Below are 14,438 nucleotides of genomic sequence, written 5' to 3' on the forward strand. Positions count from 1 at the left end.
CGGGCCATGCCGCGACCATCGCCCGCCCCGGCCTGGTGCTGGCGCGCTGGACCGGCGCCGCGACCGAGGTTCGCCGGGCGCTCTGCGCCGCCATCCCGGTGCTGCGTGCGCTGTCGCCCGGCGGTGCCGCCCGCCTGCCAAGGCTGTGGACGACATGAACAGGGCCGCCGCAGAATGATCCCGACCCCCGACAGCAGGACCGCCCGATGCTTCTGACCCCGCGCGAGAAGGACAAGCTGCTGATCGCCATGGCGGCCGAGGTGGCGCGCAAGCGCCTGGCCCGCGGCGTGAAGCTGAACCACCCCGAGGCGGTGGCGCTGATCACCGATTTCGTCGTCGAAGGCGCGCGCGACGGCCGCAGCGTGGCCGAGCTGATGCGCGACGGCGCCAGCGTGCTGAGCCGCGAGCAGGTGATGGAGGGCATTCCCGAGATGGTGCACGAGATCCAGGTGGAGGCCACCTTCCCGGATGGCACCAAGCTCGTCACCGTGCACAACCCGATCCGCTGAGGAGAGGCGCCATGATACCGGGTGAGATCATCACCGCCCCGGGCGAGATCGAGCTGAATGCCGGGCGCGACAGCATCGAGATCGAGGTCGCCAACAGCGGCGACCGCCCCGTGCAGGTCGGCAGCCACTACCATTTCGCCGAGACCAACCCGGCGCTGCATTTCGACCGCGCCGCCGCGCGCGGAAGGCGGCTCGACATCGCCGCCGGCACCGCCATGCGCTTCGAGCCGGGGCAGAGCCGCATGGTGCGGCTGGTGAGCTTCGCCGGCGCGCGCATCATCCACGGCTTCCGTGGCGAGACCGAGGGGAGCGTCTGAGCATGCCCACACGCCTCTCCCGCGCGGCCTATGCCGGCATGTATGGTCCGACCACGGGCGACAGGATCCGCCTGGCCGACACCGAGCTCTTCGCCGAGGTGGAGCGCGACCTCACCACCTATGGCGATGAGGTGAAGTTCGGCGGCGGCAAGGTGATCCGCGACGGCATGGGCCAGTCGCAGCGCACACGCGCCGAGGGCGCCATGGACACGGTGATCACCAACGCGCTGATCATCGACCATTGGGGCATCGTCAAGGCCGATGTCGGGCTGCGCGACGGGCGCATCGCCGCCATCGGCAAGGCCGGCAACCCGGACACCCAGCCGGGTGTCGACATCGTCATCGGCCCGGGCACCGAGATCATCGCCGGCGAGGGGCGCATCCTGACCGCCGGCGGCATCGACCCGCATATCCATTTCATCTGCCCGCAGCAGATCGAGGAGGCGCTGGCCTCCGGCATCACCTCGATGTTCGGCGGCGGCACCGGGCCGGCGCATGGCACGCTGGCGACCACGGTCACGCCGGGGCCCTGGCACATGGCCCGCATGCTGCAGGCGGCGGAGAGCTTCCCGGTCAATCTCGGTTTCCTCGGCAAGGGCAATGCCGCCCTGCCCGCGGGCATCGAGGAGGTGATCCGCGCCGGCGCCTGCGGCCTGAAGCTGCATGAGGATTGGGGCACCACGCCGAAGGCAATCGACAATTGCCTCTCGGTCGCCGATGCCTTCGACGTGCAGGTGGCGATCCACACCGACACGCTGAACGAAAGCGGCTTCGTCGAGGACACGATCCGCGCCATCGGTGGCCGTGCCATCCAGGCCTTCCACACCGAGGGCGCTGGCGGCGGCCATGCGCCGGATATTCTCCGGGTGATCGGGCACGAGAATTTCCTGCCCAGCTCGACCAACCCGACCATGCCCTACACGGTGAACACCGTGGACGAGCATCTCGACATGCTGATGGTGTGCCACCATCTCGACCCGCGCATCGCCGAGGACGTGGCCTTCGCCGAAAGCCGCATCCGCAAGGAGACCATCGCGGCCGAGGACATCCTGCACGATATGGGCGCCATCTCCATGATGTCCTCCGACAGCCAGGCGATGGGCCGGGTGGGCGAGGTCATCATCCGCACCTGGCAGACCGCGCACAAGATGAAGGTGCAGCGCGGGCGCCTGTCCGGCGAGAGCGGCGACAACGACAATCTGCGCATCCGCCGCTACATCGCCAAATACACCATCAACCCGGCCATCTCGCAGGGCGTCTCGGCGCATGTGGGCAGTGTCGAAGTCGGCAAGCTGGCCGATCTGGTGCTGTGGAACCCGGCCTTCTTCGGCGTGAAGCCCGATTTCGTGCTGAAATGCGGCAGCATCGCCATGGCGCCGATGGGCGACCCCAACGCCTCCATCCCGACGCCGCAGCCGGTGCATTACCGGCCGATGTTCGGCAGCTTCGGCAAGGCGATGCGGGCCGGCGCCGTCACCTTCGTCTCCGCGGCCTCGCTGGAGAGCGGCGATCTCGCGGGGCGGCTCGGGCTGGAGCGCATGCTGCTGCCGGTGCAGAACACCCGCGCCATCCGCAAGCGCGACATGGTGCTGAACGACGCCCTGCCGAAGCTGGAGGTGGACCCGGAGACCTATGAGGTCCGCGCCGATGGCGAGCTGCTGATCTGCGAACCGGCCAAGGTGCTGCCGATGGCGCAGCGATACTTCCTGTTCTGATTTCTTTCGGGCTGCCGCCATCCGGCATCCAGGCGGGACGCCACACCGGGCCGATGCGGTTGTTGTGAGTGAAGCGATCCCGTCCCGGCCATGACCGGCAGCGGGCAGAAAAAAGAAGGGGGTTTGGGGGAATTCATTCCCCCAACCTTCTGGAGAAGACGGATGACCGAAGACCTCCCCCGCGCCACCCAGGTGCTGCAAGCCGGCCAGTGGCAGGCGCGCACCGCGCGCGACAGCATCCTGGTGGATTTCGACGACCGGCACCGCCGGCGGAAGCGCTACCAGGGGCAGAAGGGCCTGGCCTTCCTGCTCGACCTGCCGGAAGCGACCGTGCTGCGCGAGGGCGACGGGCTGCTGCTGGAGGGCGGCGGCGTCATCCTGGTGCGGGCGGCGCCGGAGCCGCTGGTCGAGATCCGCGCGCAGGATCCGCTGCACCTGACCCGCCTCGCCTGGCACCTCGGCAACCGGCATTTGCCGGCCGAGATCAGCGCCGATCGTATCCTGATCCGCGCCGACCATGTGATCGAGCGCATGCTGGAAGGGCTGGGCGCGACGCTGGCCAGGGTCGAGGCGCCGTTCAACCCGGAGGGCGGCGCCTATGGCGAACATAACCGCCATGCCGGTCATCATCACCATGATCACGCGCATGATCATGAGCATGGCCATGACCACCACCACCATCACCACTGAGGCGACGCTCCAGCGCCTGCTGACCTGGCTGTCGCCCTCCTATCCGGTCGGCGCCTACACCTACAGCCATGGTCTGGAGATGGCGGTGGAGGATGGCGCGGTGACCGACCGCGCCGGGCTGCTGGCCTATCTGCGCGCGGTGCTGGAGGTGGGCGCGGGCCGCATCGACGGCGCGCTGCTGGCCGCCGCCTGGCGCGCCGCCGAGGCGGATGACGACACCGCGCTGGACGATGTGGCGGAGCTGGCCGCCGCCTGGCGCGGCACGGCGGAGACGGCGCTGGAGACCATGGCCCAGGGCAGCGCCTTCCTGAAGGTGACGCTGGCCGCATGGCCGGAGCCGCGCCTGGCGGGTTTCGCCGCGCGCCAGGGCGGTAATGTCGCCCACCCCGTGGCCTTTGGCGCGGCGGCGGCCTGGCAGGGCGTGCCGCTGCCGGTGGCGCTGTTCGGCTTCCTCTCCGCCTTCGCGGCCAATATCGTCTCGGCCGGGGTGCGGCTGGTGCCGCTCGGCCAGACCGATGGGCAGATCACCACCGCGCTGCTGCTGCCGCATCTGCAGGCGGCGAGTGCGGCGGCGCTGCAGGCCGATCTCGACAGGCTGGGCAGCGCGGCGCCGCTGCTCGACCAATTCTCCATGCGTCACGAGACGCAGTATACGAGGCTGTTCCGCTCATGAGCATTTCCGCCAACGGCCCCTTCCGCGTCGGCATCGGCGGCCCCGTCGGCTCCGGCAAGACGGCGCTGACCGAGCGCCTGTGCAAGCATCTGCGCGACACCCACAACATCGCCGTCATCACCAACGACATCTACACGCGCGAGGATGCCGAATTCCTGACGCGCAACGACGCGCTGGCGCCGGAGCGCATCATCGGCGTCGAAACCGGGGGCTGCCCGCACACCGCGATCCGCGAGGATGCCTCGATCAACCTCGCCGCCGTGGCGGAGATGAACCAGCGTTTCCCCGGGCTGGAGATCCTGCTGATCGAAAGCGGCGGCGACAATCTGGCCGCCACCTTCAGCCCGGAGCTGGCGGATTTGACCATCTACGTCATCGACGTCTCCGCCGGCGACAAGATCCCGCGCAAGGGCGGCCCTGGCATCACCCGCTCCGACCTGCTGGTGATCAACAAGATCGACCTGGCGCCGCTGGTGGGCGCCGATCTTGGCGTGATGGACCGGGATGCGAAGAAGATGCGCGGGCAGCGGCCCTTCATCTTCACCAACCTCAAGGCGCTGCAGGGCGTCGCCGAGATCGCCGATTTCATCCTGCAATCCGGCGGCATCGAGCAGCGCGCGAAGCCGGCGGCATGATCACCGGCACGGACCTGCTGCTGATCGTGGATGTGCAGCCGGATTTCATGCCCGGCGGCGCCCTGCCGGTGCCGGAGGGCGATGCGGTGCTGCCGGTGATCAGCCGGCTGCAGCCGCGTTTCGCCAACATCGCCGCGACGCAGGACTGGCACCCGGCGGACCATGCCTCCTTCGCCAGCCAGCATCCCGGCAAGGCGCCCTTCGACACCGTGCAGCTCTCCTATGGCGAGCAGGTGCTGTGGCCGGACCATTGCGTGCAGGGCACGCCGGGCGCCGCCTTGCATCCGGAACTGGAGACCACGCGCATTCAGATGGTGATCCGCAAGGGCTTTCGCCGCGGCATCGACAGCTACTCGGCCTTTCGCGAGAACGACCGCCAGACCAGCACCGGCCTGCATGGTTATCTGCGGGAGCGCGGCATCACGCGCATCTTCATCGCCGGGCTGGCGCGCGGCTACTGCACCGATTTCTCGGCCGAGGATGCGGCGGAGCTGGGCTATCGCGTGGTGCTGGTGGAGGATGCCTGCCGTGGCATCACGCCGGAGGCGACGGCGGCCGGGACGGAGCGGCTGCGCGAGAAGGGTGTTGATTTTATTCAGAGTTCTTTTTTGTAAAAAAGAACCAAAAAACTTCTTTCAGTTGGCGTCCCGCTTCAGGCCAGAGGCGGGACGCCAAACTGAAAAAAGTCTTTTTGCTTCTTTTTCTTCAGAAAAAGAAGATTCTTACCCCTGAATGGTCTTCTGGTTCTGCTCGCCCAGCCCCTGGATACCGAGGCGGATGCTCTGCCCAGCCTTCAGGTAGATCGGCGGCTTCTGGCCCATGCCGACGCCCGGCGGCGTGCCGGTGGTGATCACGTCGCCCGGATGCAGCGTGATGAAGTGCGAGACGTAGGAGACCAGCTTGGCCACGCCGAAAATCATCGTGCGGGTCGAGCCGTCCTGGTAGCGGTGGCCATCCACCTCGCAGAACATGGCGAGGTCCTGCGGGTCCGGCACCTCGTCCTTCGTCACCAGCCAGGGGCCGAGCGGGCCGAAGGTGTCGTGGCCCTTGCCCTTGTCCCAGGTGCCGCCGCGCTCGATCTGGTGCTCGCGCTCGGAGACGTCGTTGCAGACGGCATAGCCCGCCACATGGTCCAGCGCGGCCTCCTCGGAGACGTTCTTGGCGCGGCTGCCGATGATGATGGCCAGCTCCACCTCCCAGTCGGTCTTGACGCTGCCGGCCGGGATCATGACGTCGTCATTCGGCCCCTGCAGCGCGCCCAGCGACTTCAGGAAGATGATCGGCTCCTTCGGGATCGGCGCGCCGGTCTCCGCCGCGTGGTCGGCGTAGTTCAGGCCGATGCAGACGAAGTTCTTCATGCCGGCGACCGGCGGGCCCAGGCGCGGCGAACCCTCGACACGCGGCAGGCTGGCGGGGTCGAGGCCGGCGAGCTTCGCCAGCCCGGCGGGGGAGAGCGCCTCGCCCGCCAGATCCGGCACCACGCCGGAGAGGTCGCGGATCGCGCCCTCGGCATCCAGCAGGCCCGGCTTCTCCTGGCCCGGCGGGCCATAGCGCAACAGCTTCATGGTGCAGCGTTTCCCTCTGCGCTCAATTGGTCCAGCCACCGTCGATGACGATGGCCTGCGCGGTGACAAAAGCGGATTCCGGCGCCGAGAGATAGATCACCAGCGCGGCGATCTCCTCGGCCGTGGCCAGGCGGCCCATGGCCTGGCGCGCGACGAAGGCGGCGCGCGCGGCCTCCACACTGCCTGCCGCCGCCGCATTGGCCTCGATGCGCTCGCCGAGCGAGGGCGTGTCCACCGTGCCGGGGCAGACGCAGTTGCAGCGGATGCCGCGCGCCACGTAGTCGGCGGCGACGCTTTTGGTCATGCCGACCACGGCGGCCTTGGTGGCGCCATAGACGAAGCGGTTGGCGACACCCTTCACCGAACCGGCGGCGGAGGCCATGTTGACGATCGCCCCACCGCCCTGCGCCAGCATGCCGGGAATGACGGCCTGCATCACCTTCCACTGCGCGCGGACATTCAGCGCGAAGGCGAAATCCCAGTCGGCGTCGGTACAGGTCTCGGCGGTGTTCTGGTGGACGAAGCCGGCGCAGTTGAACAGCACGTCGAAGGGGCCGTGCGCGGCGATGGCCGCCTGCACCGCCGCGTCATCCAGCACGTCCAGCGCCAGGGTGGTGATGCCCTGGGCCGCCAGTTCCGCGAGTTTCCCGGCGTCGCGGTCGGTCGCCACCACCGTGGCGCCCTCCGCCGCATAGGCCAGGGCGGCGGCACGGCCGATGCCCTGCCCCGCCGCCGTCAGGAAGCACTTCTTTCCGGTAAGACGTCCGGCCATCTGCGCCTCAGTGGTTGTGGCGGCTCTCGCCGCGCGTCTCGAGGATGTTGAGGTAGAGCGTCGCCGGCTCCAGGCAGCCGCCGGTGCCCAGCTGGCCGACCATGGAGCGGTAGATCTCCTCCCAGGGCGTCTTGTTCAGCAGCTTGGGCGGCGTCCAGGCGGCGCGGCGGGCGGCCAGCTCCTCCTCCGGGATCAGCACATCGACCTTGCGGGTCTTCAGGTTGATGCGGATCGGGTCGCCGGATTTCAGCAGCGCCAGGCCGCCACCCACCGCCGCCTCGGGCGAGACGTTGAGGATGGAGGGGCTGGCCGAGGTGCCGCTCTGGCGGCCATCGCCCATGGTGGGCAGGCTGTGCAGCCCGGCTTTGATCATGGCGCCGGGCGGCTGCATGTTCACCACCTCGGCACTGCCCGGATAGCCCACCGGGCCGCAATTGCGGATGACCAGCACCGTGTGCTCATCGACGCCGAGCGCCGGGTCCTCGATGCGGTCGTGATAATCCTCCGGCCCCTCGAAGACGATGACCTTGCCCTCGAAGATATCCTCGGGGTCGGAGAGGAAGCGCTTGCGGAACTCGGCGTCGATGACGCTAACCTTCATCACCGCGCTCTCGAACAGGTTGCCCGACAGCACGACGAAGCCGGCCTGCTCCTTCAGCGGCTCCGAGTAGCGGCGGATCACCTCGCGGTCCGGCAGCGGCGCGCGCTTCAGGTCCTCCTCCAGCGTCTGGCCGGTGACGGTCCTGACGCCGGTGTGCAGCTTGCCGGCGTCCGCCAGCTCCTTCATCACCGACTGCACGCCGCCGCCGCGATAGAACATTTCTCCCAGGAAGCGGCCGGCGGGCTGGCAATCCACCAGCAGGGGAATCTCGGCGCCGATGGTCTGCCAATCCTCCACCGTCAGCTCCACGCCCATGTGCCGGGCGATGGCCACCAGATGCGGCGGGCAGTTGCTGCTGGCGCCGATGGCGCTGGCCAGCACGATGGTGTTCTCGAAGGCCTCGCGCGTCATGATGTCGCTGGGGCGCAGATTCTCCCGCACCATGTCGACGATGCGCATGCCGGTGGCGTGCGCCATCTGGCCGCGCTCGCGATAGGCGGCGGGGATCGAGGCGCAGCCCGGCAGCGACATGCCCAGCGCTTCGGCCAGGCTGTTCATCGACAGCGCCGTGCCCATGGTGTTGCAATGCCCGACCGAGGTCGCGCTGCTCGCCACCATCTGCATGAAGCCGTCATAGTTGATCTCGCCGGCGGCGAGCAGCTTGCGCGCCTCCCAGACGATGGTGCCGGAGCCGGAGAGCCGGCCCTTCCAATGCCCGTCCAGCATCGGCCCGCCGGAGAGCACGATGGCCGGGATGTTCACCGTCGCCGCGCCCATCAGGCAGGCCGGCGTCGTCTTGTCGCAGCCGGTGGTCAGCACCACGCCATCCAGCGGGTAGCCGTGCAGGATCTCGACCAGCGACAGATAGGCGAGGTTGCGGTCCAGCGCCGCGGTGGGGCGCTTGCCGGTCTCCTGGATCGGGTGGATCGGGAATTCCAGCGGGATGCCGCCGGCATCGCGGATGCCGGCCTTCACCCGCTCGGCCAGCGCCAGGTGGTGGCGGTTGCAGGGGGCGATGTCGCTGCCGGTCTGGGCGATGCCGATGATCGGCTTGCCCGATTGCAGCTCGCCCCGCGTCAGGCCGAAATTCAGGAAGCGCTCGATATAGAGCGCCGTCATGCCCGGATCTTCCGGGTCGTCGAACCAGCGCTGGCTGCGCAGGCGGAATTTCTTCTGGGTCTGGTCCATGCCCGCTTCTCCCCCAATCGGGGGAAGCGTCGGCCGGGCCGCGGAGGCTGTCAACGCCTCGTCGGACAACAGGACAAGAGCCGCGCGAGGCTCAGGCCGGCGCGGCCCCGGAAACCGGTCTCAGGCGCGTCCGAGGAGCCTCGGACGCTGCCCCAGGGGGCGAGGAACGGCCCCGGGGGCGTGCGCGACTCGGCGCCTCAGCGCGGCGCCGTCTCGTCCTCCTCGGGCGGCAGCACCACGGGCTCGCCCAGGTCGGGGTCCTGGCCCGCCTCGATGGCGGCGCGGCGGCGGGCGCGCTCGGCCTCGCGCGCCTCGGCCTTGGCCGCGGCCTTGGCGTTCTTGGCGCGGTCCCGCTCGGCGCGCTGCTGGCCATAATTGGGCGTACGGGCCATGGATATCCTCTCCTGCTCACTCACGCCGGCGCCGCTGTGGCGGGGCGCGCAAAAACAAGCCGGGCGCGCCGTCTCCGGCGCGCCCGGCGGTCATCGGCCGAAGCCGTGCCCGCCGCCCCGGTGGGGGCGGCGCGCTGCCAGGCTCAGACCTGCTTCAGGTTGCCGGCGGAGACCTTGCCCTCACGGCCGCGCTGGAGCTCGAACTCCACGCGCTCGCCCTCATTCAGGCCCTGCAGGCCGGCGCGCTGCACGTCGGAGATGTGCACGAACACGTCCTTCGAGCCGTCCTCCGGCTGGATGAAACCAAAACCCTTGGTCGGGTTGAACCACTTGACGGTACCAATCGGCATCACGGTGCTCCGTAACGGAAGTTTGCCGCCCCGCAACATGCGCGGCGGATCAACCTTTGATGGGAACGGGCACCAGGCACGCCTCGCCCCGCCGGAGCGGGGGTCGTTGAGCGGAAACGCAGGCCGCAACCAAAACAGTCGACCTCTCCCATGTAGGCGCAGCACGCGCGCGGAACAAGCGTGGCCGCGACCATGTGCGCGTTCAGGCGGCGATCGTCTCTTCCAGGAAGACCTGCACCGCCTGGAACAGCGCGCCGCGGTTGCGCTCCAGCATGATGCCGTGGGTGCCCTCCCCCAGCAGCACCAGGCGCTTGGCGGGGCTGCGGGTCAGCAGCGGGAACATCGTGGTGGCGAGCGCCGGCGGCGTGTCGCGGTCCCATTCGGCCAGCACCACCAGGGTCGGGCAGGCGATGGCGGCGGGGTCGTAATAGGGCTTGCCGGCCAGCCAGGTCTCCCGCGCATCGGCCAGCACGCCATTCGGCGCCCGCAGGACGGAGGGCACCTGGCGCATGCCTTCCGGGTCGGTGGCGAAGGTGGCGTCCGCCCAGTGCTCGTACCAGCCGGCGGGGAAGAGGCTGCCGCGCTTGGCCTCCGGCACGCCGTTGAACCAGCGCGCCCGCGCCTCGGCCCGCGTCACGCTGCGATAGGCCCCCAGCGCCTCACCCGCCCCGGCGGCGGCGGGCGAAGGCGCCTCGCGCAGCCATTGCGGGGCGTAGAGCACCAGCCGCTCGACCAGGGCCGGGTTGTCGGCGGCGAAGCGCGCCTGCAGCGAGCTGCCCCAGGACCAGCCCAGATGCACGATCTTGGACAGGCCGCGCCGCTCGCGGATGAAGGCCGCCGCCGCGGCGATGTCCTTCTGCGCCACCTCGCCCCTTGTCAGCGGCGCGCCGGCATCGGCCGGCTGGCCCATGGCGGCCTCGCGGGTCGAGCGGCCATAGTTGCGCAGATCCAGGCACCAGACGTCGAAGCCGCGCCCGGCCATGTAGTCCATCCAGGAGACACCGCCCACCGGCAGGTCGAAGCTGGTGCTGGCCGGGTAGGTGGCGCCATGCAGGCAGAGCACGGTGCGGTCGGGCCGCGCCGCGCCGGCCTGCTCCGGCCGCTTGTTGCGCAGATAGAGCTGGATGCCGGGATCGCCGCCGGGGACCAGGAATTCCTCGAAGGCGATTCCCGCCGGCTGGGCGGCGGCCGGGCCGGTCGCGGCCAGCAGGGGGGAGGCGATCAGGGGCGCTGCGAGCAACATGCGACGGTGCATGGCGGTCTCCCGAAACGGCCCGCTTGGGCGCGGACGCGGCGGGAGCGTAGAGCGAAAAACCGCGCCCTGGCTATCGCGGGCGATGCCGGGCCGCGGCCCGGGCAGAAGAACGGCCGGGGCGGCGGCGCCACCCCGGCCGGAAGCCGGGGCGCGGGGAGGCTCCCCGCGCCCGTCGCGCCGGGCTCAGCTGTTGCCCGGCGTCACGTCCATGGCGCGGGTCCGCTCATCCATGCGCGGGGCGTGGTTCAGGCTGCGCTTCACCGCCCAGGTGTTGACCAGCTGGTGCAGCGGGATGATCGCCACATCGTCCATCGCCAACTTCACCGCCTCGCGCAGCAGCTCCTCGCGCTTGGCGTCGTCGAGGGTGGCGGTGGCGCGCGCCGTCAGCTCGTCCAGCGCCGGGTTGGAATAGCGACCGCTGTTGTTGGCGCCGGTGCGCTTCTCCACGTCATAGGTCGCCAGGATGTTGACCAGGGCGTAGGAGGCCTCGCCGGTGGCGCTGCCCCAGCCGACCAGGCGCATGCCGAATTCCTGCCGGCTGGAGCGGACCGAGAAGGCCGACCAGGGCAGCGCCTCCACCTGGGTCTGCACGCCGGCGCGGGTGAACATCTGCGCCACCGCCTGGGCGGTGCGGGCATCGTTCGGGTAGCGGTCGTTCGGCGTGTGCAGCGTCATGCGGAAGCCGTTGGGGAAGCCGGCCTCGGCCAGCAGGCGGCGGGCGCCCTCCAGGTCCTGGCGCGGCGGCGTCACCTGCGGGTTGTAGGAATAGGCGCCCGGCGGCAGCCACTGCCCGGCCGGCTGGGCGGTGCCCAGCATCACGCGGTCGGCCAGCGCCTCGCGCGAGATCGCCATGGAGAGCGCCCGGCGCACCCGCACATCGTTGAACGGGTTGGTCGCCAGCGGCTTGCCGTCATTGTCGGTGACGAAGATCGGGTTGTCGCTGCGCGAGCGGTCCGGCGCCAGGTAGATGACGCGCAGGCCCTGGATGCTGGTCAGCTTCAGCGCCGCCTCGCCGCGCAGGCCGGGAATGTCGGAGGAGGGCACGGTGTCGATGATGTCGACATCGCCGGCCAGGATGGCCGCGGTGCGCGCCGGCGGCGAGGAGATGACGCGATAATCCACCCGCGCCCAGGAGGGGCGGCCGGCCCAGTAATTCTCGTTGCGCTCCATCATCACCCGGTTGCCGGGCGCGTAGGAGGTGAAGCGGTACGGCCCGGTGCCGATCACGGCGCGGCCGGAATTGTACTCTTCGGTCGTCGCGTTCTGCCCGGCATGGCGGGAGATGATGGACAGCGAGGCGAAATCGACCGGCAGCAGCGGATAGGGGCCGGGGGTGTGGAAGCGGATGGTCAGCGGGTCGACGATCTCGACGCGCTGCACGGCGCGCACGAAGGCGGCGAAGCCGCCCGGGCTGTTCGGCACGTTCGGCGTGCGCTGGATGGTGAAGGCGACATCCTCGGCGGTGAAGTCCCGCCCGTCATGCCACTTCACCCCGGCGCGCAGCTTGAACTCCCACACCGTCTCGGACACGGCGCGCCAGGATTCGGCCAGCAGCGGGATCAGCTGCGCCTTGTCGTCGAACTCCACCAGCTTGTCGAAGAAGTGGCTGGAGACGCTGTTGTTGGGCGAGGCGTTGTAGAAATGCGGGTCGAGCGAGGTGACCGACCCGCCGATGGCGATGGTCAGGTTCTGCGCCCCGGCGGGCGCGGCCGCCAGCAGGCCCAGCATGGCGGCGCCCAGCAGCCGCGCGCGCTGCGGCGAAACACTCTTGGAACTCACGGTCTTCAGCCCCCTGGCCTTGGTTGTTTGGGGGTCCGGCAGCAAGAAGCATGCCTGCCCCGCGAAAATCGTGACACAAGGGCGCGAGGGCTGGCCAGCCCTGGTTGCGAATACCGGAACAGGCCCTCACTGGGCTGCCTAAACATTCCGCAATCCGCCCCGAAATTGCGCGCCGGTTGTGCGGCCGGCCGGCTCTGCCCGGCATACGGGCAGGGCCATGGCCGGGGCGCCGCGACCGCCCCAGCGCCCGCCCCGAAACGCGGCAGGCCGCGCCGCGCCGGGTGGGCGACTCGCGGCGCCGGACACGACAACGTCGCAAGCCTTTCCGCGCCGCTTGCGCTAGAGCGGCGCCAGCCATGACACACGCAACAGACGGGGGCCCGGCCGGAGCGCCCCCAGCCTCCGCCGGCGGCCTCGCCGGCGGCCGGTCCGACCTGCCGCATCGCCACCCCCGCGGCCCCTGGCTGGCCGAGATCCGCGCCATGCTGGCCCTGGCCTGGCCGATCGCGCTGACCAACCTGTCGCAGACCGCGCTGGTGCTGACCGACACGCTGTTCCTTGGCCGGCTGGGCGAGGTGCCGCTGGCCGGCGCCACGCTGGGCGGCAATCTCTACTTCATCGCCATGGCGCTGCCCTTCGGCCTGGCCTTCGCCGCCGCCGCCATGCTGGCGCAGGAGCGCGGCCGGGTGACCCGCCACATGCGCGAGATGCGCCGCACCCTGCGCCAGGCCGCCTGGGCGATGCTGCCGCTGTTCCTGGTGCTGGGCACGCTGCTCTGGCATGCCGAGGCGATCCTGCTCGCCTCCGGCCAGGAGCCGGAACTGGCGGCGGCGGCGCAGACCTACACCCGCGCCCTGCTCTGGGGCATGCCCTTCTATTACGGCTTCCTGCTGCTGCGCGGCTTCCTCTCGGCGCTGCAGCGGCCGAACCCGGCGCTCTGGGTGGCCGGGGGCGGCATCCTGCTGAACGCGCTGCTGGTCTGGCTGATGGTGGGCGGCGGGCTCGGCCTGCCCTCGCTCGGCGTCTGGGGCGCCGGGCTGACCAGCGCCATCGCCAACACCGCCATGTTCCTGGCGCTGGCGCTGTGGATCCGGCTCGACCGGCGGCTGTCGCGCTTCCGCCTGGCCGGGCGCTTCTGGCGCGCCGATGGGCGGCGCATGGCGGAGCTGATGCGCATCGGCCTGCCGATCGCCGGCGCCATGCTGCTGGAGATCGGCATCTTCAGCGCCACCGCCCTGGTGATGGGCTGGTTCAATGCCAGCGCCGTCGCCGCGCACGCGGTGGCGCTGCAGGTGGCCGGCGCCTGCTTCATGATCCCGATGGGCATCGGCCAGGCCGCCACCGCGCGCGTGGGCCTGGCCGCGGGCGCGCATGACGCGCGCGCCGCCTGGCGCGCCGGCTGGACCGCCATCGGCCTCGGCGCCGGCTTCATGTTCGCCACCGCGCTGCTGCTGCTGACCCTGCCGCACGCCATCGCCGGGCTGTTCCTGGCCGGGGAGCTGACCGAGACCCGCGCCCTGGCGGCGAGCCTGCTGATGATGGCCGGGATCTTCCAGCTGGCCGACGGGGTGCAGGCGGTCGCCGCCGGCGCGCTGCGCGGCCTGAAGGACACCACCGTGCCGATGCTGTTCGCGGCGCTGGGCTATTGGGGGCTCGGCCTGCCGATCGGCCTCGGCCTCGGCTTCCCCGGCGGCTGGGGGCCGCTCGGCATCTGGGTCGGGCTGGCCAGCGGGCTCGGCTTCGTCGCAGTGATGCTGACGCTGCGCTGGCAGCGCATGGCGGCACGCGGCGGGCTGGCCCCCCGCCGGCTGCGCCTGGCCTGACCGGACGCGGCGGGCGGCTCAGCCGGCCCGCTGCAGCACCGCGCCATACCAGCCGAGGCCGCGATAGGACTCGTAGCCCGGGGTGCGGTGGAAGGCGACCAGCCCGCCCTGCCCGTCGCCATAGGCGCCCGCCTCGCGCCCGCCGGTGGCCAGGGCGACGCTGTCGCGCAGCAG

15 protein-coding genes are annotated in these 14,438 nt (G+C 70.5%); 8 read left to right on the forward strand and 7 right to left on the reverse strand.

Features of this window, described 5'->3' with window-relative positions; all coding sequences use genetic code 11:
- Positions 1-206 precede the first annotated feature (206 nt).
- From HMPREF0731_RS05390 to pncA, 7 genes are all read left to right on the forward strand, one after another.
- Complete coding sequence (locus HMPREF0731_RS05390; RefSeq protein ID WP_007003032.1) at positions 207-509, forward strand: urease subunit gamma; 303 nt, start codon at positions 207-209, stop codon at positions 507-509.
- A gap of 11 nt (positions 510-520) precedes the next feature.
- The gene (locus HMPREF0731_RS05395) at positions 521-826 is read left to right on the forward strand and encodes an urease subunit beta (protein ID WP_007003033.1); all 306 of its coding nucleotides are present in this window, start codon (positions 521-523) and stop codon (positions 824-826) included.
- Between the two features lie 2 nt (positions 827-828).
- Positions 829-2,541: an urease subunit alpha gene (ureC, locus tag HMPREF0731_RS05400; RefSeq protein WP_007003034.1), complete on the forward strand. Its 1,713-nt coding sequence runs from the start codon at positions 829-831 to the stop codon at positions 2,539-2,541.
- Between the two features lie 162 nt (positions 2,542-2,703).
- Positions 2,704-3,231, forward strand: coding sequence for an urease accessory protein UreE (locus HMPREF0731_RS05405; RefSeq protein WP_007003035.1), 528 nt, complete (start codon positions 2,704-2,706; stop codon positions 3,229-3,231).
- The gene (locus HMPREF0731_RS05410; protein ID WP_420493603.1) at positions 3,140-3,904 is read left to right on the forward strand and encodes an urease accessory protein UreF; all 765 of its coding nucleotides are present in this window, start codon (positions 3,140-3,142) and stop codon (positions 3,902-3,904) included. The genes HMPREF0731_RS05405 and HMPREF0731_RS05410 overlap by 92 nt, the downstream gene beginning before the upstream one ends.
- On the forward strand, positions 3,901-4,539 hold the full coding sequence (ureG, locus tag HMPREF0731_RS05415; protein WP_007003037.1) for an urease accessory protein UreG: 639 nt from the start codon (positions 3,901-3,903) through the stop codon (positions 4,537-4,539). The genes HMPREF0731_RS05410 and ureG overlap by 4 nt, the downstream gene beginning before the upstream one ends.
- Entirely contained in the window at positions 4,536-5,153 is a 618-nt protein-coding gene (pncA, locus tag HMPREF0731_RS05420) for a bifunctional nicotinamidase/pyrazinamidase (RefSeq protein WP_007003038.1), read from the forward strand. The genes ureG and pncA overlap by 4 nt, the downstream gene beginning before the upstream one ends.
- A gap of 108 nt (positions 5,154-5,261) precedes the next feature.
- Here pncA and HMPREF0731_RS05425 read toward each other — a convergent pair whose 3' ends face one another.
- The 7 genes from HMPREF0731_RS05425 to HMPREF0731_RS05455 form a co-directional block, all read right to left on the reverse strand.
- Entirely contained in the window at positions 5,262-6,104 is an 843-nt protein-coding gene (locus HMPREF0731_RS05425; RefSeq protein WP_007003040.1) for a fumarylacetoacetate hydrolase family protein, read from the reverse strand.
- A gap of 22 nt (positions 6,105-6,126) precedes the next feature.
- Positions 6,127-6,876 (reverse strand): SDR family oxidoreductase, encoded by a 750-nt coding sequence (locus HMPREF0731_RS05430; protein WP_007003041.1) that lies wholly within the window; start codon positions 6,874-6,876, stop codon positions 6,127-6,129.
- A 7-nt stretch (positions 6,877-6,883) separates the two neighbouring features.
- Complete coding sequence (locus HMPREF0731_RS05435; RefSeq protein ID WP_007003042.1) at positions 6,884-8,665, reverse strand: IlvD/Edd family dehydratase; 1,782 nt, start codon at positions 8,663-8,665, stop codon at positions 6,884-6,886.
- Positions 8,666-8,862: 197 nt separating this feature from the next.
- Entirely contained in the window at positions 8,863-9,057 is a 195-nt protein-coding gene (locus HMPREF0731_RS05440; protein WP_040611943.1) for a hypothetical protein, read from the reverse strand.
- 143 nt (positions 9,058-9,200) lie between these two features.
- Positions 9,201-9,407 (reverse strand): cold-shock protein, encoded by a 207-nt coding sequence (locus tag HMPREF0731_RS05445; protein ID WP_040611944.1) that lies wholly within the window; start codon positions 9,405-9,407, stop codon positions 9,201-9,203.
- 202 nt (positions 9,408-9,609) lie between these two features.
- Positions 9,610-10,662: an alpha/beta hydrolase gene (locus HMPREF0731_RS05450; protein WP_007003045.1), complete on the reverse strand. Its 1,053-nt coding sequence runs from the start codon at positions 10,660-10,662 to the stop codon at positions 9,610-9,612.
- 183 nt (positions 10,663-10,845) lie between these two features.
- On the reverse strand, positions 10,846-12,390 hold the full coding sequence (locus HMPREF0731_RS05455; protein WP_051014697.1) for an ABC transporter substrate-binding protein: 1,545 nt from the start codon (positions 12,388-12,390) through the stop codon (positions 10,846-10,848).
- A gap of 407 nt (positions 12,391-12,797) precedes the next feature.
- On the opposite strand from HMPREF0731_RS05455, the gene HMPREF0731_RS05460 reads away from it, so the two are divergent.
- On the forward strand, positions 12,798-14,264 hold the full coding sequence (locus tag HMPREF0731_RS05460; RefSeq protein ID WP_157135932.1) for an MATE family efflux transporter: 1,467 nt from the start codon (positions 12,798-12,800) through the stop codon (positions 14,262-14,264).
- Positions 14,265-14,438 lie beyond the last annotated feature (174 nt).

Source organism: Pseudoroseomonas cervicalis ATCC 49957, from assembly GCF_000164635.1.
GTDB lineage: Bacteria > Pseudomonadota > Alphaproteobacteria > Acetobacterales > Acetobacteraceae > Pseudoroseomonas > Pseudoroseomonas cervicalis.